The sequence below is a fragment of the Neorhizobium puerariae genome (assembly GCF_042429745.1).
GTDB classification, from domain to species: Bacteria; Pseudomonadota; Alphaproteobacteria; order Rhizobiales; family Rhizobiaceae; genus Neorhizobium; species Neorhizobium puerariae.
In genome coordinates this window covers 368,607-389,675 of sequence record NZ_JBHMAA010000015.1, presented here as the reverse complement: position 1 = coordinate 389,675, position 21,069 = coordinate 368,607, and the positions used below count along the sequence as shown (strand labels likewise).

General features: G+C 60.7%; 21 protein-coding genes. All 21 read right to left on the bottom strand.

From position 1 onward, the window contains the following. Positions 1 to 159 precede the first annotated feature (159 nt). Positions 160 to 1,251 (bottom strand): ABC transporter ATP-binding protein, encoded by a 1,092-nt coding sequence (locus ACFFP0_RS15180; RefSeq protein WP_377262190.1) that lies wholly within the window; start codon positions 1,249 to 1,251, stop codon positions 160 to 162. Between the two features lie 17 nt (positions 1,252 to 1,268). Further along, positions 1,269 to 2,924: a beta-galactosidase BglA gene (gene bglA / locus ACFFP0_RS15175; protein WP_377262187.1), complete on the bottom strand. Its 1,656-nt coding sequence runs from the start codon at positions 2,922 to 2,924 to the stop codon at positions 1,269 to 1,271. Between the two features lie 33 nt (positions 2,925 to 2,957). Next, entirely contained in the window at positions 2,958 to 4,118 is a 1,161-nt protein-coding gene (locus ACFFP0_RS15170; protein WP_377262184.1) for a carbohydrate ABC transporter permease, read from the bottom strand. 1 nt (position 4,119) lies between these two features. Next, positions 4,120 to 5,133 carry a carbohydrate ABC transporter permease gene (locus ACFFP0_RS15165; RefSeq protein ID WP_377262181.1) on the bottom strand — a complete coding sequence of 338 codons (1,014 nt, stop codon included), beginning with the start codon at positions 5,131 to 5,133 and terminating at the stop codon, positions 4,120 to 4,122. Positions 5,134 to 5,252: 119 nt separating this feature from the next. Continuing rightward, positions 5,253 to 6,614 carry an ABC transporter substrate-binding protein gene (locus tag ACFFP0_RS15160; protein WP_377262178.1) on the bottom strand — a complete coding sequence of 454 codons (1,362 nt, stop codon included), beginning with the start codon at positions 6,612 to 6,614 and terminating at the stop codon, positions 5,253 to 5,255. Positions 6,615 to 6,754: 140 nt separating this feature from the next. Then, positions 6,755 to 7,654, bottom strand: coding sequence for a bifunctional methylenetetrahydrofolate dehydrogenase/methenyltetrahydrofolate cyclohydrolase FolD (folD, locus tag ACFFP0_RS15155; protein ID WP_377262175.1), 900 nt, complete (start codon positions 7,652 to 7,654; stop codon positions 6,755 to 6,757). 118 nt (positions 7,655 to 7,772) lie between these two features. Next, positions 7,773 to 9,434, bottom strand: coding sequence for a GumC domain-containing protein (locus ACFFP0_RS15150; protein WP_377262172.1), 1,662 nt, complete (start codon positions 9,432 to 9,434; stop codon positions 7,773 to 7,775). Positions 9,435 to 9,612: 178 nt separating this feature from the next. Continuing rightward, positions 9,613 to 10,254, bottom strand: a complete 642-nt coding sequence (locus ACFFP0_RS15145) for a hypothetical protein (RefSeq protein WP_377262169.1) — start codon at positions 10,252 to 10,254, stop codon at positions 9,613 to 9,615. A 169-nt stretch (positions 10,255 to 10,423) separates the two neighbouring features. Then, the gene (locus tag ACFFP0_RS15140; protein WP_377262166.1) at positions 10,424 to 10,966 is read right to left on the bottom strand and encodes a hypothetical protein; all 543 of its coding nucleotides are present in this window, start codon (positions 10,964 to 10,966) and stop codon (positions 10,424 to 10,426) included. Further along, positions 10,966 to 11,331 carry a hypothetical protein gene (locus ACFFP0_RS15135; protein WP_377262164.1) on the bottom strand — a complete coding sequence of 122 codons (366 nt, stop codon included), beginning with the start codon at positions 11,329 to 11,331 and terminating at the stop codon, positions 10,966 to 10,968. The genes ACFFP0_RS15140 and ACFFP0_RS15135 overlap by 1 nt, the downstream gene beginning before the upstream one ends. A 25-nt stretch (positions 11,332 to 11,356) precedes the next feature. Continuing rightward, the gene (locus tag ACFFP0_RS15130) at positions 11,357 to 11,908 is read right to left on the bottom strand and encodes a rod-binding protein (RefSeq protein ID WP_377262161.1); all 552 of its coding nucleotides are present in this window, start codon (positions 11,906 to 11,908) and stop codon (positions 11,357 to 11,359) included. Positions 11,909 to 12,069: 161 nt separating this feature from the next. Further along, positions 12,070 to 12,471: a hypothetical protein gene (locus ACFFP0_RS15125; protein ID WP_377262158.1), complete on the bottom strand. Its 402-nt coding sequence runs from the start codon at positions 12,469 to 12,471 to the stop codon at positions 12,070 to 12,072. A gap of 9 nt (positions 12,472 to 12,480) precedes the next feature. After that, positions 12,481 to 13,233, bottom strand: coding sequence for a flagellar biosynthetic protein FliR (gene fliR, locus ACFFP0_RS15120; RefSeq protein WP_377262155.1), 753 nt, complete (start codon positions 13,231 to 13,233; stop codon positions 12,481 to 12,483). 74 nt (positions 13,234 to 13,307) lie between these two features. Further along, positions 13,308 to 15,395 (bottom strand): flagellar biosynthesis protein FlhA, encoded by a 2,088-nt coding sequence (gene flhA, locus ACFFP0_RS15115; RefSeq protein ID WP_377262152.1) that lies wholly within the window; start codon positions 15,393 to 15,395, stop codon positions 13,308 to 13,310. 117 nt (positions 15,396 to 15,512) lie between these two features. Then, on the bottom strand, positions 15,513 to 15,779 hold the full coding sequence (gene fliQ, locus ACFFP0_RS15110) for a flagellar biosynthesis protein FliQ (RefSeq protein WP_377262149.1): 267 nt from the start codon (positions 15,777 to 15,779) through the stop codon (positions 15,513 to 15,515). A gap of 29 nt (positions 15,780 to 15,808) precedes the next feature. Beyond that, entirely contained in the window at positions 15,809 to 16,279 is a 471-nt protein-coding gene (gene flgD / locus ACFFP0_RS15105) for a flagellar hook assembly protein FlgD (protein WP_377262146.1), read from the bottom strand. Then, positions 16,270 to 16,719, bottom strand: coding sequence for a flagellar biosynthesis repressor FlbT (flbT, locus tag ACFFP0_RS15100; RefSeq protein ID WP_377262143.1), 450 nt, complete (start codon positions 16,717 to 16,719; stop codon positions 16,270 to 16,272). Before flbT ends, flgD begins: the two co-directional genes overlap by 10 nt. Next, on the bottom strand, positions 16,716 to 17,063 hold the full coding sequence (flaF, locus tag ACFFP0_RS15095; protein WP_377262140.1) for a flagellar biosynthesis regulator FlaF: 348 nt from the start codon (positions 17,061 to 17,063) through the stop codon (positions 16,716 to 16,718). The genes flbT and flaF overlap by 4 nt, the downstream gene beginning before the upstream one ends. 38 nt (positions 17,064 to 17,101) lie before the next feature. After that, positions 17,102 to 18,211: a flagellar hook-associated family protein gene (locus ACFFP0_RS15090; RefSeq protein WP_377262138.1), complete on the bottom strand. Its 1,110-nt coding sequence runs from the start codon at positions 18,209 to 18,211 to the stop codon at positions 17,102 to 17,104. A 2-nt stretch (positions 18,212 to 18,213) separates the two neighbouring features. Next, entirely contained in the window at positions 18,214 to 19,686 is a 1,473-nt protein-coding gene (gene flgK / locus ACFFP0_RS15085) for a flagellar hook-associated protein FlgK (protein ID WP_377262135.1), read from the bottom strand. Positions 19,687 to 19,732: 46 nt separating this feature from the next. Beyond that, positions 19,733 to 21,028 carry a flagellar hook protein FlgE gene (locus ACFFP0_RS15080; RefSeq protein WP_377262132.1) on the bottom strand — a complete coding sequence of 432 codons (1,296 nt, stop codon included), beginning with the start codon at positions 21,026 to 21,028 and terminating at the stop codon, positions 19,733 to 19,735. Positions 21,029 to 21,069 lie beyond the last annotated feature (41 nt).

Genomic DNA, 21,069 nt, shown 5'->3' with positions numbered 1-21,069 from the left:
TTGTTCAAAAAATGATTTTTGGTCGGAGCGGCACTCACGACAAACCTCCTTTTCTTTATGGGAAAAGGCTAGCCGGCGAAATTTAACAGAAGGTTTGGAAGTCCAACTTTGGTACAATTCCAAGCAAATATCGCCGAAATATGGTAAACGGACAATCACTCAGGCCGAGCGGTAAGTCTTACCTTCTGCATCGAAAAGATGCAGTTTCTTCGGATCGGCCGAAAAACGCATCGTATCGCCCTTCTTCACGCCCAGGATGCCGGGAATCTTGGCAATGATCGGCTCGTGGTCCGCAAGGCCCTCGATATAGAGCAATGTCACTTCGCCGAGCGCCTCCACGATCGAAACCTTCCCCTCGAAAAGATAATCGCCATCCGTTGCGATGAAGAGATCCTCCGGGCGCACGCCAAAGCTCGCCGCCTTGCCGGCCTGCGAGGCGGCCGTCGCGACCGGCACGCGCACCGCCTTGCCCCCTTTCAGCGAAACGGTCGTTGTCTCACCCGTCTCCGTCACGGTCGCGGGAATGATGTTCATGGCCGGTGAGCCGATGAAACGCGCAACGAACAGGTTCTGCGGGTGCTCGTAAAGCTCCAGCGGAGCGCCGACCTGTTCGATGCGGCCGGCGGAAAGCACGACGATGCGGTCGGCGAGCGTCATCGCTTCCACCTGGTCGTGGGTGACGTAGATCATCGTGGTATCCGGCATCTGTTCCTTGAGCTTGGCGATCTCGATGCGCGTTGCGACGCGAAGCGCTGCGTCGAGGTTCGACAGCGGTTCATCGAACAGGAACACCTTCGGGTCGCGGCAGATAGCCCTTCCGATCGCAACGCGCTGGCGCTGGCCGCCGGAAAGCGCCTTCGGCAACCGGTCGAGATAGGGCGTAAGCTGGAGGATCTCGGCGGCGGACCGGACGCGGCGATCGATCTCCTGCCGGCTTTCCCGCGCGATCCGCATGCCGAAGGCCATGTTATCATAGACCGTCATATGCGGATAGAGCGCGTAGGACTGGAAAACCATGGCGATCCCGCGCCGCGAAGGCGGCACGTCGTTCACGAGCTGCCCATCGATATGCATCTCGCCGCCCGTGATGCTTTCAAGGCCGGAGATCATGCGCAGCAGGGTGGACTTGCCGCAGCCCGAAGGCCCGACGAAGACCACGAACTCCCCCTGCCCGATGTCCAGGTCGATGCCGTGCAGCACCTTCACCTGGCCATAGGCCTTGCGGATATCCTTCAGAACGACGCCTGCCATGTTTCCTCCCCTCCTTGTTATGCGTGGCGGGCGAAGAACGCCCCCCAGGCCGGTAGTTCCACGCGCCTGCCTTCCAGGCCACTTTCGAACCCGTGGCCGGTGAGTACCTCCCACTCGCCGATCGGCAGTTCCGTCGCGGCAGCGGAGGCACCCATGTTGAAGAGGCAAAGCAGCGTCTCGTTGCCGTATTGCCGCTTGTAACCCAGCATCGTGCCGTCTTGCGGCAGGAAAAGGATATCGCCCTTGGCAAAGGCCGTATGCTGCTTGCGGAAGGCAAGGAACCGCCGATATTGCTCCAGGACCGAAACCGGATCGCCGTACTGGGCGCTGACGGCCCGAAGCTGATGCTCTACCGGGATGGGCAGCCAGGTTCTTTCCGCCGTCGAGAAGCCGGCCTGCAACGCCTGGGCATCCCAGACCATCGGCGTGCGGCAGCCGTCACGCCCCTTGAATTCCGGCCAGAACTGGATGCCATAGGGGTCCTGCAGATCGGCATAGGCGATATCGGCCTCGGTAAGGCCAAGCTCCTCGCCCTGATAGATGCAGGCGGACCCGCGCTGCGTCAGGAGGATCGCGGACAGCATCTTCGCGAAGGATTCGCGATCGAGGACGTCCTGCCCCCACCGGCTGACGTGACGCACGACATCGTGGTTGGAGAAAGCCCAGCAGGCCCAGCCGTCCGGCGCCGCGACGGAGAAGGCATCCTGGACAGCCGCAACACGCGCCGGGGTCAGCGGATCGGGTGCCAGGAACTCGAAGGCGTAACACATCTGCATCTTGTCATCGCCGGAGGTATATTCGCCGACGATCTCAAGGCCGCGCTGGCTGTCGCCGACTTCCCCGACTGCGGCAATCGCCGGGAATTCATCGAGAACGGCGCGGAAGCGCCTCAGGAATTCCAGGTTTTCCGGGCGGTTCTTGTCGTAGACATGTTCCTGGAAGTTATAGGGATTGACCGCAGGGGCGGTGGAAGCATTCCGTCGCGAAGGCTCCAGCGCCGGGTTGTCGCGCAGTTCCTTGTCGTGGAAATAGAAGTTGATGGTATCGAGACGGAAACCGTCGACGCCTCGCTTCAACCAGAAGCGGGTCATATCCAGAAGCGCGTCCTGCACCTCGGGATTATGCAGGTTCAAATCCGGCTGCGAGGTCAGGAAGTTGTGCATGTAGTACTGCATGCGGGTGGGGTCCCAGGCCCAGGCCGACCCGCCGAAGATCGACAGCCAGTTGTTGGGCGGCGTGCCATCCGGCTTCGCATCGGCCCAGACATACCAGTCCGCCCTGGGATTGAAGCGGCTGGAACGGCTTTCGATGAACCAGGGATGCTGGTCGGAACTGTGCGACATCACGAGATCGATCATCACCTTGATGCCGAGCCGGTGCGCCTCGGCAATCAGGCCATCGAAATCCGAAAGCACGCCGAACATCGGATCGACATCCGTATAGTTCGAGACGTCGTAGCCGAAATCCTTCATCGGCGACGGAAAGAAAGGCGAAATCCAGACCGCATCCGCCCCAAGGGCCGCCACATGCGGCAGACGCGCCGTGATGCCCTTCAGATCGCCGATGCCGTCACCGTTGGAATCCTGAAAGGAGCGTGGATAGATCTGATAGATAACGGCTCCGCGCCACCAATCCTTGTCGGACGCTGCGGAAGTCTCTGCGGACATGGTCATGCAATATCCTGTTGTTGTCGGATGAAGTGTCGATTAGCCGCCCTTGACCGAACCGGCGAGCAGGCCACGCACCAGATAGCGCTGCAACGCGAAGAAGACGATCAGCGGCACGAGAATGGAGATGAATGCCGAAGCGGTCAGGATTTCCCATCGGCCCCCTTGCGACCCCAGCAATGCGTTCAGCGCTCCCGTGAGAACGAGCTGATCCTTGCCGGTTCCGAGGAAAACCATGGCCACCAGCAGGTCGTTCCAGGTCCATAGGAACTGGAAGATCGCAAAGGATGCAAGAGCGGGAAACGACAGCGGCAGCACGATCTTGAGGAAAATTTCGAAATCGCTCGCCCCGTCGACCCGGGCGGACTCGATCACTTCCTTCGGCAGCCCGGCGATGTAGTTGCGCAGGAGATAGATGGCGAGCGGCATGCCGAAAGCGGAATGCGCCAGCCATATGCCCGCATAACTTCTCGACGGCACCCCGAAGAAGGCGCCGATCTCGTTGTACATCCGCAGCAGCGGAATGAGCGACATCTGCAACGGCACGACGATGAGCCCCACCACCATGGCGATGATCAGCGCCCGGCCGGGAAACTCCATCCAGGACAGCGCGTAGGCCGCGAAGGCGGCAATCAGGATGGGGATGATGGTCGAGGGAATGGCCACCGTCAGCGAGTTGACGAAGGACTGCCCGATCCCCTGGGACGTCAGGACGGTGTTGTAGTTCTGCGTGGTGAAGGTCGGCGGCGTCGCCACGGTCAGGTAGACGCGCCGGCCGCGCTCGCCCTGGAAAGGAGCGCTCTTCGTATAGGTGTAGCTGCCGTCCGCATTGACCGTCAGCGTCTCTCCTTCCCCAAGATCCGCGGCCTGTCCAGCCGTGAATTCCGACGGAGCGGCGATGCGCGTACCGAAGGCCCGCACGGTTCCGCCCTGCCCCGGCTCGAAAACCGAGCCGGAGATGACATGGTTGGCGCCGTCCTGCCGGGCCGCCGAAGGATCGGCCAATCGCACCGCCGTGGTCTGCGCGCTGCTTGTGAACGCGGTCCACCACCCGGCGGAGGTGATCTGGGCCGGGTCGCGGAAGGAAGTGACGAAGATGCCGAGTGTCGGGATCAGCCAGACGATGCAGATCAGAAGCACCGAAACATGGACGATGAGGCGCGGCAGGCCGATACGGCGAAGGGTGGAAGCGGCGTTCATCTCAGTGACCTCCCGTTTCCCGATGGGCCTGGCGGATGTTCCAGATCATGATCGGCGTCACCGCCGCCATGATGACGAGGGCGATGACCGCACTTCGACCGCTGTCGCCCCCACCGCGGAACATCCAGTCGAACATGAGGTTCGCCAGAACCATGGTGTTCCACTGGCCGTTCGTCATGGTCAGCACGATGTCGAAGACCTTCAACACGAGAATGGTGATGGTCGTCCAGACGACCGCGATCGTGCCCCATATCTGCGGCACCATGATCTTCCAGAAGATCTGCCAGCCGTTGGCGCCGTCGATGACCGCCGCTTCGATCGTCTCCTCCGGGATGCCGCGCAACGCCGCCGAGAGGATAACCATGGCAAACCCGGTCTGTATCCAGATCAGGATGACCATCAGGAAGAAATTGTTCCAGAAAGGCATCGAGATCCAGACCTGCGGCGTGCCGCCGAAAGTCTGCACGATGGCGTTCAAAAGTCCGATCTGGGTCTCGTTGCCGCCGCGATATTCATAGACGAATTTCCAGATGACCGAGGCGCCGACGAAGGAGATCGCCATCGGCATGAAAACCAGGCTTTTCGCGAGATTCCCCCACCAGATGCGGTCGGTCAGGACCGCGATGACAAGGCCGAAAAATGTGCAGGCGGCGGGCACGACCGCAAGCCACAGGATATTGTTGAAGATCGACTGGCGGAACTGAGCGTCGAAGAATGCCCAGCGATAGTTCGCAAAACCCACGAAACTGCCGCCTGAACGGTCGTAGAAGGAGAGGAGGAGGGTCGCGACCACCGGATAGACCAGATAGACCACCAGCAGGATCAGGGCCGGCCCCAGGAACAGCCAGGGACGGACGACCGCCCGGCGGTTCAGGTTCACCGAGGCTGTCCGGACATTGTCCTTCGGCACGGGAAATATGATCTGGAGCACCTTGTCGGAAAGCCAGTAGTATAGAGCGCAGGCAAAAACGCCGGCGATGACGACACCGACGGCCGAGACGATCTGCGATACCATTTCCCCTCCCTCTGCCGGCATTTCCCGGCTTTTTCAGGCTGTTCCCGCTCAGGATTATGATGAGGCCTTGTCTGGGCGAAAGGCCGCGCCGCCTGTCCACCGGCGCGGCGGATGCGGGTTTATTTAAGTCCGTCCCATGCCTTCTGGATATCGGACGCCACCGTCTTGGCATCCTTTCCGCCGACATAGTCGATCATGCCGGTCCAGAAGGCGCCGGCGCCGATCTTGCCGGGCATGAGGTCGGAGCCATCGAACCGGAAAGTGGTTGCCGTGGTCAGGAGTTCGCCTTCCTTGCGCAGCGTATCGTTGCCATAGGCTTCCGGCTTGACCGATTTGTAAGGCGTCAGGAAACCGGACTGCGCCATCCAGACCTCATGGGCGATCGGCGTCTTCAGGAATTCGATGAAAGCCTTGGCGGCAGGCGAATCCTTGGTGATGGCGACCAGCGTGCCGGCACCGAGCACCGGCTTGCCGAGATCAGGCTTGGAGGCATAGGTCGGCATGTAGAAGAAGTCGGCATCCTTGCCGAGTTCCTTGCCTTCCGGGAAGAAGGACGGAATGAACGATGCCTGATGGTGCAGATAGCATTTCGGCGGAATATCGAAGAGGCCTTTCGGGCTGTCCCGGAAATCCGTCGAGGCAACGGCCGCGATGCCGCCGCTCACGTATTTCGCATTCTTGGCAAACTTGCCGAATTCGTCGATCGCGCCGACGACGGCCGGATCGTCGAACCTGATGCCATTGCTGACCCATTTGTCATAGGTCTCCGGCGACTGGGTGCGCAGCATCATATCCTCGACCCAGTCGGTCGCCGGCCAGCCGGTCGCGCCGCCGGACCCGAGGCCGATGCACCACGGCACGCCACCGTCCTCGACAATCTGGTCGCTGAGCTTGAAGAGTTCCTCCATCGTCTTGGGAACTTCATAGCCGGCCTCCTCGAAATTCTCGGGCACGTACCAGACCAGCGACTTCACGTCCGCCTTGTAGGGGAAGGCGTAGAAGGCTTCCTTGCCATCCTTGCCCTTGTAGGTGCCGTAACCGATCCAGCTGTCACCGGCGCCGTAATTTTCCTTGATCCATTTGGCATAGTCATCACCGAGCGGTACGAGGAAACCCTTGCCGGCGAGGTCGGCGAGAAGGCCCGGCTGCGGCAGGATGGCGATGTTCGGCGGCGAGCCCGCCTGCGTGTCGATGACGATCTGCTGTTCGTAATTTTCCGAGGAGGAGTAGCGCGCATCGATGCCGGTGGCGGCAATGAAATAGTTCAGAACGCTGGTGAAGAGAGCCTCGTCCTCACCGCGCCAGGGTCCGAAGACCGTCAGAGGCTGTCCCTTGAGGCTGGAATGGGAGGCCTTGAAATCGTCGTAGCTCTTCCAGTTGAAACGCGAATCCTGCCCTGGCGGAAACTTCAATTCCTGGGCGGCGGCGTTGCCGGCAAGCAGAGCCGCAAGCGCCGTCCCGATCCAAAATGATGCCCTCATGAAATCGTCCTCCCTTTGTCCCGGCTTTTGCTACCCTGCCGGGAGTTCCAAAACATGGGAAGAGATTTAACGCTCTGACGAAGGAGTCAACCCCCTCCGCCATGACATAGAGAATATGGAGAAACGCCGTCCTTAACCGATTAAAATCGCGGCGCGGCTTTTCCGGCGGCCCGGTAGGCGGCAATCACCGTGTTGGCCATCAGCATGGCGATGGTCATCGGGCCGACGCCGCCGGGGACGGGAGTGATCGCGCCGGCAACCTCCGCGGCCTCCGCGTATGCCACGTCGCCGACAAGCCGGGTCTTGCCCTCGCCCTTGTCCGGGGCCGGCACGCGGTTGATCCCGACATCGATGACCGTCGCGCCGGGTTTCACCCAGTCGGCCTTGACCATCTGCGGCCGGCCGACGGCGGCAACCAGGATATCGGCATTGCGGCAGACGGATGCCAGATCCTTCGTCCTGGAATGCGCCATGGTGACGGTGGCGTTGGCTGCGAGCAGGAGCAGCGCCATCGGCTTGCCGAACAGGTTGGAACGGCCGATGACGACGGCGCTGAGGCCCGAGAGGTCCCGGCCATGGATACGGTTGACGAGCAGCATGGCTCCAGCCGGCGTGCAGGAGATGAGGCCGGTCGAAAGATCGCCTGCCGCGATCTTGCCGGCATTGACGACATGCAGGCCGTCCACATCCTTCCCGGGCGAGATCGACAGGATCACCGGCTCGGCGTCGAGATGCTTCGGCAGGGGAAGCTGGACCAGAACCCCGTGAATCGCCGGATCGGCATTCAGTTCCGCAACCAGCTTTTCCAGGTCTTCCTGGGTCGTGTCTTCAGGCAGGCTGTGCTGGATCGAGTTGAAGCCGCACTGCTTGGCCATCTTGCTCTTGGAGTTCACGTAGGCGTGGCTCGCCGGATCATCGCCGACGATGACGACGGCAAGGCCCGGCTTGACACCAGCGTCCTTCTCCAGGGCACCAGCCGCCTCGGTTACGGCTGCGATCACGGATGCCGCCGCCTCTTTCCCATCGATCACCACAGCCATGCGCGCCTCCCGCTTGAACCGCCGCCAATGTATACACCGGGCAAACATCAGATTTGCCCGTCAACGCCCTATGATGGTCGCAGACGGCAAATGCAAGCAGATTCGATGTCGCAGGCACTTATCTTCGGGCTGCATTCCGGCGCACGGAATAGACCTGCACCTTTTCGCGCAACTCCACGATGTGGCGCTGGAGTTCGCGAACCTCCTCGGCCCTGCGGATATTCTCTTCAGAGAGATAAGGCGTCCGGTGACGCGTCTCCGCGGCAAGGCCGCCGGACATTGCAGCCGCGACCAGCGGCGGGATATCCGCCTCGCGCGCCGGACGCCGATTGGCCATCAGCACCTCGCGGATATGGTCGGCGAGCGGACGATCGTTAGCCGGCGCAGGGTAGCGCGGTGTATACAAATACTGTTCCTGCTCGTAGGCCGGCTCATAGTCGGGCAATCCGGAATCTTCTTCGAAGACCTCCTCCTGTTCCGACACGTTCTCGGGCCAATCCTGCTCGGCAGCCGACACCGGCTCTTCCACGGCTTCCATCGGGACGTCGTCCACCGGGGCATCCGCCTGCTTGCGTCGCGTGACGAAAGCAAGCACCAGTCCGAGGCAGAGACCGATCAATGCGCCGGCACCGAACATCCCGGGCAGCGAAAAGCCATGCGCCCGCGCGCGCTCGACCGTCGCCGGGGCCAGAAGCGTGACCTTCGCCGCCGGCGTCCTGACCTCCGTCGTACGATGGGAAGCATCGAGATAGCTTCGGCGCGCTTCGTCCACGGCAGCTTCAAGCACCGCAAGCCTTGCGGCGGAATCGACGATCTCCTTGTCCTGCAGTTTTTTCGACTGGCGGGATTTGAGTTCGGAAAGCCGTCCGGTCGCGGCTGCTTCCTCTTGGCGAAGCGACGTGGCAAGCTGCTTCAGCGCCATCTGGATGCCCGAACGGGCGCCGTCAAGCGCCGACTGCGCCGCGAGCAAGCGCGGGTGGCGGGGACCAAGATCGCCCGAAAGCTGATCGACGGCGAGCTTGGCCTCGACATATCTCTGTCGCTGGTAATCGATGCCGGTATAGTCGAGACTATCCGGCAGCGGCTTGTTCAGAACGTCATCGGGCTTCATTGCGGAAGCCTCGGCGGCCTTCCGCTTGAAATCCACAAGCTGGCCTTCCGCATTCGTGATTTCCGTGGCCAGTTCACGTCTTTCGCTCTCCGCCCGACGCAATTCCGCGAGCTTCTGCGGATCGGTTTCCGAGATAAAGCCGGCCAGCGCCGCCTCGGCCCGCTCGAGCGTCTGGCGCAGCTTCTCCGCCAGCGGATTCGGTATTCCGGCGCCCGATACGGCGAGTTCGTTGCGGAAAGCATCGCCGAGCATGTTGGCGATGCTTGCGGCATCATCGGCCTCCGCCGCAGTGACGGAGATGACCAACTCGCCCTTCCGGCCGTCGTAGCCGGTGGCAATCGCCCGGGACAGACGATCGCGCAGCCGGCCTTCAGCCTGCGACACGGTCATCGCGTCACCGGAAACGATGTCGGAGACAACGCTTGTCATGCTCGAGCGATCGATGGCGAACTCGCTGCCGCGGCCAAGATTGAGCGCATGGACAAGATTGTCGAGGCTCCGCTTCGAATGCAAGGCCGCCAGGGCGTCGCCAATCGCGCGCTCGCTTGCCGCCTCGATCTTCAGCCGGGTTTCGACGCTAAACTTCTGGGGAAGTACGGCGGCCAGCGGAAATGCCAGCATGCCGCCGGCCAGGGTGCAGACGCCAGCCTTGAAGAAAACAGAGCGCATTCCTGAAAAAACGGACCCGGCATCGGCACCTGCCGCTGGCAGGTCGAGGTCTCCGTCTTCTCTGATTTTCGCCGACTGATACATTGGATGACCGCATAACCCCGTGCCGCCGGCATCCCGCAGGCGGCCATCTGATTAAGGCAGTCTAAATTTTTGTAGCAAACAAAGGGTTAATTCATCACGCGAAAGACAGGCCCGCAGCCTGCGCGCCAGTCTTTGACACGGCGTGGGGACGCTTTTCGACAAAATCGGACAGGTCTGCTCTCGCCATCACGACAAGCGCCGTACGGATGGAAGCCAGCCGCCGCTCGATTCGCCGTTCCTCCGCAAGCGTCGGGGCATCGACGATGACGAGATCGAAAACCTCCGGGGCCTCCTGACCGGGAGCGATCGCCACCACGTCATGCCAGGGGCTATGGCGCGCGAAATGATCGCGAAGCGATCCAACGCGCAGACAGTCCTCCCCGGCAATGCCGATCCGACACGGCTTTTCCAGAAAGGTGAGCAGAGCGGGCACGAAACCCCTTGCGGAAAATCGCGCCGGCCCGGTTTTCGGCTGCATTCCGTTCATCAGAAGGCCGAAGGCGCGGCTGCCGCCGGGCAACAGCAGACGGCCGCTCAATTGAGCCCGATAGGCGGGATCGACGGCCTGCCGAAAGGTCGTCCGCGCGTCCAGGAATGCAAGTGTGGTCCGATTGCCGTGGAGTGAAATCAGCCCCTCCGCGAGACCAAGGGCGGCATTCCATCCGAGATCGCAGATGGGAAGGCCGAACGAGGTCCGGGGCGATGCAGTTATCAGGAATTCTCCCGACGCGTTCATCTGAAGGGCTCCACATGAGGGACGAACCAACTTGATCGACCCTTAGCAGAGCGCACTCAAACCGCGCTTAAGATGATCGCTAAAATGCAAGCGATCCGTGCATTTTCGGGATTTCGGCGGCAAAAAGCCGGCTGCGAGGCCGGCTCATGAAGGTGCCGAAAACCTGTCCTCAATGACCGGAAGACTTCGCGGGTTCCTCCACCTTCACCCCTTCGACGATCTTCTTGCCGGGGTTCGGGTTCTTGTTGCCGCGCGAGGCATTGTTGCGGATATCTTCCTTCGACAGATAATCGAGCTGTTCGACCAGCACCTCGGCGACAAGGCCGTCGCCGAGCTTCCGGTTGAGACCATCCCGGATGCTCGAGCGGAATTTCTCGAGATCGAAAGCGCCCGGCTTGGCGAGATCGACCATCCTGTTGCCGATCAGCAGGGTGAAAAGCTCGTCGGTCGTCAGCTCGGCCATGGGCAGCTTGACGTCCTTGATCTTCGCCTTGTCCATCATGAACGAGACACGGCTGAGGAAATAGCCGGTGATCGCTCCGTCCGAGATGACGGGGATGGTGATCGACTCGCCGCGCACCAGTTCCAGAAGCTCCTTCTTCTTGGCTTCCTCATCGACCGGCGCAGGCGCGGCAGACATCTGCACGGAGAAATACACCGCCCCGAGCGTGACGATGCAAACCCAAAGACCGGTGAGAAGGAGCTTGACCATCAGACTTCGCCGTAGGTGAACTGTTCCTGGGTGTAGGTGCCGTCGCCATCGGCATCGCGGGCGGCGCTCTTCAGGAGATCGGCGACGGAGCGCACGGCGTGAAGATGCGCCTCGACGCGGCGTGCATTGAGCGCCAGCTTGGCCTTCAGGCCATGCATCTGGTCGATATAGCCGATGGCAAGCTCCTTCGGGTCCGTGCCGCGGAAGAGCATGGTCAGCTCATAGAGGCAACGGCTCTTGTGGGCGTTCGACACCTTGAGGTCGAATTCCGGGTCCCGGCCGATCCGCTGATTCTCGTTGTCGATTATCATCTCCAGCCGGCCGAGCACGGTCTTGATGCGATAATCATTCGAAACGACTTCCATATTTTCTGCCCCAGTCTGAATCATGTCAGGCCTCGCTCTGCTTGTTGACGCCGAGGACCTGGCGTTCGAAATCGTCAATCATGCTCATTGCGCGGCTGCGATCGTTCTCATCCGTCGTGGTGTTGACCGAGCCTTGCCGTTCAGCGCGTGCAAGCGCTTGCGAATACATCTGCTCCGCAATGCCGATGCCGCCCTTTTCGGACATCTCATCCGCGATCTTCTCGGCCATCATGCTCTTCCAGAACTCACCGGCCGAGCCCTTGCCGTAAACATCCTCGGTTTCCTTGGGGAGCATCGAATTCACGAAGGTCGAGAGCACCGAAGCTTCGAACTTGCGGTATTCGTCCGGCATTTCGGCAAGCTTCTTCGATGCTTCCGGATTGCCCAGGCCTGCCTTGGTGGCAGAGGTATCGAGAACGCCCATGGCTGCGCCGAAACCCTTGCCCGTTTCGGCAAGACTGGTCGCGGCAAAGGCGGCCTTGCTGGCCTTCAGCTTGGCCTGGGCCTCCTGGACGGCAGCAGGGTCGGCGGCACGGACGACGTCCAGAACCAGATCGCTCGGAGGTGAAATCGCCACGTCAGCTCCTTTCATGAATACCGCAGCCAAACCCGGAAAAAGGGCAGGACACACGGCAACAGTTTGAAACGGCACATGATCCCGTCCGAATCCGATTCGAGCCGGGTGATCTGCGCAATGACGGGACTATGGCGTCCGAAGCTTGCTGGAGGCTGGCGCGTCTACTTGATGGCCTCGATGCCCAGCGTGATCTCGATGAGCTCGTAGATGGCGTTGTCGGCCGCCTCGCGGTCTTCGAGATCGCGGGCTTCCTTCATGTTTTCCTCGAGACGATCCCCTTTGGTGCGCTCCTTGAGGACCTTCATTTCCTGGAGCTGCTGGACGCCCGCGAGCTGACGCTCCTTCGTCGTCAGGCGGCCGAAGCGCTCGGCGTAATGCTGGGAAAACTGCCGATGGACCGGCTCCATGGAGCCGATCGCCTCGATGACGTCCTCCATCGACTGGCTGACCTCGGCCCGGTGGCGGGTTGTCGCCGCAAGTTCGTGTTCGGCCATCTTCTCGATATGGCGCTGGACGGCGACCAGGCGCTTGAGCTTGTCCGACCTCTTGACCGGGGCTGCCATCCGTCCCCCCTAGAAAGACGAGAAGATCGGCGCAAAACCACCCGCATACTGTCGGATGAGAGCGGCGATCGAAAGATAAAGAAGGAAAAGCCCGCCCATCAGCAGGAAGGGCGTCGAAATGAAGAAAACGGGAATCTGCGGCGCCAGCTTGTTGATGAGGCCGATCGCGACGTTGAACATCAACCCGAAGATCAGGAACGGGCTGGCCAGCCGAAGCATGATCATCGTCGACGCGCGCAGCGTATCCGTCAGCGTGATCAGCATCTTCTGCGGATCGATCACCGCACCCACCGGGGTTGCCACATAGGAATCGACCAGAGCCCGGAAAACGACGTGATGAAAGTCCATCATGAACAGAAGCAGGAGACCGCTCAGCGTCAGAAGGTTGGTCAGCTGGTTTTCGGAGGAATCCTCCAGGATGTCGTGGCCGCCGGGCGCGGTGAAGCCGATCGACATGGTGAGGATCGAACCGGCGAACTGCATGCCGAGCGTATAAAGCCGGGCAATCAGGCCATAGACGACGCCGATCAGGGCCTCCGTGAAGATAAGGCCGATATAGGTGGCGTTCGGGGTCGATGCCTTGGGGTAGATCGCATCCCAGAGAACGGGCAACATCGCCATCGAAAGAGCCACGGCGAGAAACAGCCTGACCTGCGGCGGCACGCGGCTGCTGCCGAACCCCGGAAGCACCATGACGCACCCGCCCATGCGGCAGAACGCAAGGAAGAGTGCGAGAATGGTCCCCTGCGGGTCGGTTATCATGTGAGAATCGTCCTTTGCGGACAGTCTAGAATGCCACGGGGCCGAATGGAATCGCCCGGCCCCGATATGCACAGTCACGAAATCGCGCCGAGTATCTTGATTTCAAGGCCCTTGGCGAGTTCCACATGCGAAAGGACCGGCAGCGTGGCGAACAGCCGTTCGATGATCATGCGCACGTAGGAACGCGTTTCCGGCGAGGTGACCAGCACGAAAGGCAGGCCGCGATCCATGAATTCGCGGATGACCTTGGTCGCCTGTTCGCTGAATTCCTCCAGTGTGCGCGGATCGATATCGAATTCGATCACCTCGCCCTTGGCGTCACGCTTGAGCGCCTGGTGGAAGAGCATATCCCACTTGTTGCCGAGACGCAGGACGCGCAACACGCCGTTATCCGCGAGATCCCCGCAAAGCTGCTGCGACATGCGCACCCGCACATGTTCCACGATCTGCTCCGTCTTGCGGACATGCGGCGCAAGCTCCGCCACCGCTTCGAGGATCAGATGCAGGTTGCGGATCGATACGCGTTCCGCCAGCAGGAGCTTCAGCACCGCCTGCAGGCCGGAATAGGACATGTGCGACGAGCAGATCTCGTCGGCGAGCTTCTTGTATTCCGGATCGAGACGATCGATCAGGATCTTGACGTCCTTGTAGGAGAGAAGCTGCGGCAGGTTGTTGCGGATGACCTCCGACAGATGGGTCAGCACCACCGAGACGTTGTCGATCGGGTGGAACCCTTCGCGCTTCAGGTCTTCCGCGAAGGTCTCCAGGATCGAAACGGCCGGCATGCCGAAAGCCGGTTCGCGGATCTCGTCGCCGGGGATGCTCGGCTTGCGGCCCGATCCGGTGACGACCAGCACGTCGCCGACGCGCAGCACGTTGGACGCGATCGTCGTGCCGTGGATACGGATCTGGTAGGATTTCTCCGGGATGGCGATATCGTCGGAAACCTTGATTTCCGGGACCACGAAACCGTACTGGGTGGCGAATTTCTTGCGCATCTTGCCGACCCGGAAGGCGAGTTCCTGATGCTGGCCGAGGAGCCGGGTCGAGACCTGCTTGCCGAGCGCGAGCTCGATCTCGGCCGTCTTGAGGACGGACTTGACGGAATCCTTTTCCGCCTCCTTGCTCTGGACGACCTTCTTTTCCTCGTCCTCGCGGCGGGCCTTGTTCTCCGCCTCGATGCGGCGGGGCACCAGCCAGGCGCCAAAGCCCATCAGGCCGCCGAGCGCCACGAAAGGCAGGAACGGCAGGCCGGGAACGATGGCCAGCAGGCCCATGAGACCGGCGGCCACCGAAAGAGCGCGCGGATAACCGCCGAGCTGATCGACGACGGCCTTGTCGGTGGAGCCGGACGTGCCGCCGCGCGTGACCAGAAGGCCGGCGGCGAGAGAAACGATAAGCGCCGGAATCTGCGAGACGATACCGTCGCCGACCGAAAGCTTGACGAAGACGTCGGCTGCCTCGCCGATTTCCATTCCGTGACGGAAGTAACCGATGATGATGCCGCCGAAGATGTTGATGGCGGTGATGATGAGGCCGGCGATCGCATCGCCGCGCACGAATTTCGACGCGCCGTCCATGGCCCCGAAGAAGGAGCTTTCCTCTTCGAGTTCCGAACGGCGGCGCTGCGCTTCCTTTTCGTCGATGATGCCCGCCGACAGGTCGGCGTCGATCGACATCTGCTTGCCAGGGATCGCATCGAGGGTGAAGCGCGCGCCGACTTCCGCGATACGGGTCGCACCCTTGGTGATGACAATGAAGTTCACCGTGACGAGGATCATGAAAACGATCACGCCGATGACGAAATCGCCCGACATGACCAGGCCGGAGAAACCCTGGATCACGTTGCCCGCCGCGCCATGGCCCTCATGGCCATGCGACAGGATCACACGCGTCGTCGCGATGTTGAGCGACAGGCGCACCATGGTCGCGATCAGCAGGACGGTCGGGAAAGACGAGAAATCCAGCGGGCGCTGAATCCACAGCGCCACCATCAGGATCAGCACCGAAAACGCGATCGAGAAGGCAAGGCCGATGTCGATCAGGAAAGGCGGTATCGGCAGGAAAAGAATACAGAGGATGGCGACGATGCCGAGCGCGAAACCGATGTCGCGGCCGCTCGGGGTCACCTTCGGAATGGATAATGCAGGTGGTTGCGCCATGGATTTCCCGTCTCTTCATGAGAAGGCGGCAGGATATTCTCCTACCCGTTCAACCCTGACTAACCGGCGAAGCTTGCGCGAAGGTGGGGAAAGAAAAACGGAGCGGACGGCAACCGGTCAGAAACCCGATTGCACCCGCGAAAAGACCAGATTGGCGAAAAGATTGATCTGGCCGCCGATGAACGGCGCGGTAATGCCGATCGTAATCATGATAGCCACGATCTTCGGCACGAACGTCAGCGTCATTTCCTGAATCTGCGTCAGGGCCTGAAGAAAGGCGATGAGAACGCCGACCACCATCGCGACGAGGACGGCGGGGCCGGAGGCGACCAGGACCGTCCAGATCGCCGCCTGCATGATATCAAGGGCATCGGCCTCATTCATCGCGCTCGCTCCGATTCGCGGGCATTTTATTAGGTATCTTTGCTGCCGTCACCAGTGTCGGTCGTGTCATCACCGGTCTTCAGCGGCGTATCGGAGAATACGACGCCGGCCTGCAACAGGATCTTGTCGTTGTTTTCGGTAATGGCGACGACGCCGTCCGCATAGACCTCGACTTCCTTGACCTTGCCGGTGAGCGTATCGTCGGCGCTCTTGACGTATTTGCCGATAAGATCGGTGGCGCGGGTCAGCGCTTCCGCCTGCAGCATGCTCTTCAGATGGGTATTGGTCTGAATAGACTGCTCGACCTGGGAGAAGGTCGCAAGCTGCGAGATCTGCTCGCTTGCATCCATCGGATCGGTCGGGTCCTGGTATTTCATCTGCGCGATGAGAAGCTGCAGGAAGTTGTTGTAGTTGAGACTGGCCTTGTTGGAGGCGTCAGTCGAGGCGCCGGCATTGGCCCAGGGGTTGGCCGCCGCCGACGTGACCGGTTCTACCGCCATGGAGCGATCTCCTTGCGGATGCGCTCGACCGTCGCCGGCGCGATTTCCTGGTTGTTGAGAATGCGGTCCTCCACCGGGTAGAGGGCGCGGATCGCCTTGAGCGCATCGAATGCCCTGCCCGAGGCGACCATTCCATCGATCCGTTTCAGTTCCGCCAGCACCTCGTCGTCATGGAAGCAGGTGAGCAGCATGGCGACCGACTTGCGGAACAGCGTCATCGACTGCTCCCTGCCCTCCGGATTGATCAGCATCATCTGGGCAATGAAATAAAGCTGGCGAAGCGGCGTGGTCGCATCTTCCGGCTGAAGGACGTGGTTTTCCAGGAGGAACGTGACGTCGTTGAGGAACTCCAGCGCGACCTTGCGATCAACGCGCAGGACTGCGCCGTTGATGAAGATCCGCTCGCCGGATTTCAAAGAGATGCGAAGCGTACTTTTCATTTAAGTCCATCCCTGATGATGATGGTCACGTCTATTATGCCCTGGAAATTGGTCGACTCGCGTTTTCTGATCTTCTCGCACTCTTTCAAGATCCAGATGGCGATGGAGATCAAATCCGCCCGCAACTCATTGGTCAGCTCGTTGTCCGGCTGTTTCAGGTCTTCGATAAACCTGATCCACACGCGCCGGGTATAGAACAGCGCCTCGACCGTGGTACGCGTGTAACTTCCCTCGTCGCGAGCGGCGGTCAGCAGCTCAATCGAGCGATCAAGGGCCTGCCGTTCACGATCCTTGGCGTTTGCAACGCCATCCTCCATGATCTCGGCATATGAAAACTGGTACATTCATGTATCCTTCATCTTCACGAGCCTTCCTTTAATCATCAAAGGAAGTTGGCTAGGCTTAGCTGCTGTATCTTTGCCGTTACGGTGTATGCGGTTTCGAGAAGCGTCTTCATCGTGTTGAGACGGGTCGCGGCTTCCTCCGGATCGACATTCTCCAGGCTCCCGAGGCCCTTGGTCAGAATGTCTTTCTGCGCCTGCAACCTTTCCTCAGCCTTGGATACGCGTTCGGTATAAACACCGATTGTAGTACGTTGCTGGTTAATACTATCTACACCGTTCATCGCTTCGCTGATGACGGACCTCGTCCGCGAGCTCACCGCCTGACGAGCCTTGTCGTCCATGTTCGGCTGCAGGAGCTCCAGCGATACGATCGAGGCGAAAGCGAACTTGCGCATGCCCGCGCTGTTGGCATTGGTCGAGCTCTCGACAACCTCGGTCTGGCTGATGCGGCTCTTCATGTTCTCGTCGCTGGCATCGGAGAAGAAGGTCGTCCAGAAGTCCTGGCCGGCCAGCGCCGCCGGATGCGGAGGGCTCGTCAGCGTGGACGTACCGTCGAACTTCGCCTGAAGATCGTCGAGGAAGCCATTCATCTGATCTTCCGTCATCACGGACGTGCTGGGGATGGGAGGAACCTGGGAAGACATATAATAGTTGAGTTCGGTATCGAAGGCGGCCTTCGCCGGCGAGCCCGGAGCGAAATAATCCTCCATCGGCTTCACGTCGGTATTGATGCCGGCAAAGATGTATTCGCCCTGCACGGAGGTATTGGCAAAATTCGTGAAGGCATCGAGCGCGTTCGACATGGTCGTGCGCGCGGTCGCGAGGCTCGTCGCGTCGGTCGAATTGCCGAGGGTCAGGATGGCGCTCTGGATATCCAGGCCGAGGTCGTTCATCTTCGAAAGCGAAAGTTCGGCGCTTTCAAGCCGCTGCGTCGCCAACGCCGCGGTGTTGTAAAGGGATTCGATACGCGTGATATCGCGGGAGAGGTCGAGAGCTCGCGACGTGTTGGCCCCGAGAGCGACGCCGAGGTCCGCATGTTTCTCGGTAACGGCCTCCTGGTTTGCCTTCACCATCTCGCGCTGCACGCCCGCGATCGAATTTCGCATCGTGGTCTGGATTGATAATGTAGAAACGAAAGAGGTCTTCATGATCAGCTCGCAATATCCAACAGGGCCTGCATCATTTCATCGACCGTCGCCATGAGTTTGGTGCCGGCCTTATAGGATTGTTCAATATCAAGAAGCAGCGACAGTTCTTCATCGAGGCTGACGCCCGTAGTGCTCGAAAAAGCTTCCAGCGTGCGGGTCAGCAGCGCGGTCTTCGTCTCCTCCGACGAGGTCGCCGTGCTGCGGAGCTCTTCAAGCCATCCCATGGAGTCGGAAGCGAAGGACAGGAGATTGGGAGCGTCGGCGATTTCCGTGTCGGAGTCGAACGCCATCGGCCCTTCGAGATTTTCGTTATACTTGTCGAGCAGGTCGCCATAGCTGCTGCCGCCATCCGTGTTGACGATGTAGGCGGCGCCGTTGATGCCGCCGTCGCGTACCTTGTCGGGCGAGCCGCTGGGGGGAACCACGACGGGATTGACCAGGATTCGCGACGCGAGACCGGGAACGATCGTCCCCGCCGCGGGCACCGCGCTCTGCTGAACGCCGGAGGAATCCTTGTAGGTGAACATGCCCGTCATCGGCGTCAGGGTGCCGGCCGGCCCCGTTTCCGCAAAAGCGGTGATCAATCCGCGGGCGACCTCGTCCAGCTGGCTCTGGAAGGTCGGGGCGACCGTGTCGCGGATCTGCAGGAACGCCTGGATCGACCCCTTCGCGGTGGTATTGGCGGACTCGCCGGCATTGAGCGCCACGCCGTCGATATAAACGCCGCTTCCGGTCGTTGAAGCGTCGAAAGCCGCCGTCGGCTGGAACGTGACCTTCCGCGCGACAGCTTCGAACAGCGTGACACCGTCCGACGTGTAGAGCACCAGATCATTGTTGTCGCGAGTGTAGGAGGTGACGCCGACGATTTCGGAGATCTTCTTGACGATCCCATCGCGTTCATCAAGCGCGTCGTTGGCATCGGCGCCGCTTGCCGTGGCGTTCTTGACCTGGTTGTTGACGGTTTCGAGCTTGGCGAGCAAGCCGTTCAGATCGCTGACATTCTGCTTGATCTGGTCGTCCGCGTCCTTGCGGATCTGCTGCAGCTTGTTGGCCGCCGTATTGAGGCCCGACACGAGATCCTGGGCGCTGGAAATCACGGCGATGCCAAGTCCGGTATCGTTCGCCTTCGAAGAGAATGCATCCAGATCGTTGCGGAAGGCCGTGATCAGCTTGGCGGGGGAGAGCTCGTTGTCGTTCCCCCCCATCAGGTTCTTGATTTCTTCGAGGCCGTTCAGGAGCGTCCGCTGGCCGCTCGCGATAGACGAGCTTTCGATCGTCTGACGCAGGAGCGGAGCGTTTTGAGCTCGGGCAATGTCGCCGATCACCGCTCCGTTTCCGCCGGTCACCACCATTGCGGAACGGCGGACATAGTCCGGGTTTTGCGCATTGGCGATGTTCTTCGAAACGACACCGGACTGAGTGCCGGAGTTATTGAAGATGGATTGCGCCGTGGACAATGCGGATGCGAGCGACATTTTTTACCAACCTCTTGAGATTTATTCTCTCGATCGTGCCGTCAGATTATCTCTTCAGGTTAATGAGGACGTCCATCAGGTCGGAACCGGTCTGGAAGACCTTGGAGTTCGCCGTGTAGACGCGCTGGGATTCGATCATCTCGGTCAGCTCGCTGGCGATATCGACGTTGGAGCTTTCCAGCGCGCCCGAGTAGATCTGGCCGAAGGCGCCGCTCTGCGGGAAGCCGATCGTGACCACGCCCGAGTCGTTGGTCGGCAGGTAGACGTTTCCGTTCTGCGGCAGCAGCTTGTCGATGGCCGGAACGGTCGCCAGCGCGAGCTGGTAGATCGGGCGGCGGCCGCCGTCCTGGTAGACCGCTGTGACGAGACCGTCGCCGCCGATCTCGACATCGGTGATCGGGCTCGGCGCATTGCCGTCGATGATGCCCTTGCCCGGCGTGAAGTCGCTGGCGAACTGCGTCATGGCCGAAAGATCGATATTGATGGTCTGGGCCGGCGTCGCTCCGTCATTCGGATCGGTGATCGTGATCGAGTCTGGCGAGGCCGGAGCGGTGGTCTTCAGTTTATTGGTGTTGGGATCGAAGGTAAGGTTCACTGTGGACTTGACCAAGGTCGCCGGCGCTGTTGCCGTGTACGGAAAACCGCCATTCGTGGACTGATCCTGACGGTAAACCGTCACTTCCCAGGTATTCGTGCCAGTCTTGGTGTAGTAGAAATCGTAGAGAACCTTGGCGCCGGCATGGTCGTAACCGGTCAGCGAGCTCTTGTTGGTGTAAGTGCTGGTGGCAAGGTTGTCGCTCGGACGGGTGCCGGTGGCGACCACCGTCGCCTCCTTGTCCAGGTTCGCCGGGAAGCTGCCCTGCGAAGACGGCGACGAGACAAGCCCGAAGTCGTTGATGTTGATCGCTTCGAGACCGTTGAAACCGTTGACGACGGCAGCCGGCGGGTTCGAGCCGTAGGGATAACCCATGAGCTGGTAACCGGCCGTGTTGACGAGATAGCCGTTGGCATCCTTCTGAAAGGCGCCGGCGCGGGTCAGGTAAGGAGAGCCGTTTTGATCGCTGACGATGAAAAAACCCTCGCCCTGGATGGCGAGGTCGGTGTTCGACGTCGTATACTGGATGCCGCCCTGCTCGGAGATGCTGTAGCGAACGTTGGTCTCGACGCCACCGGACGAATAGGAGCCCTGGGTGGACGGAAGGACGAGAGAGGAGAATGCCGTCGATGCCCGCTTGTAGCCGGCGGTGCTTGAGTTGGCGATGTTGTCACCCACGGTTCCGAGGCGATTGGCCTGGGCGTTCATACCCGAGACGGCCGTTTTCATCGTGCCGAAAATACTCATAGGAAATCTCCGTTTTGTCTGATGGAGAGAGTAAGTTGCGG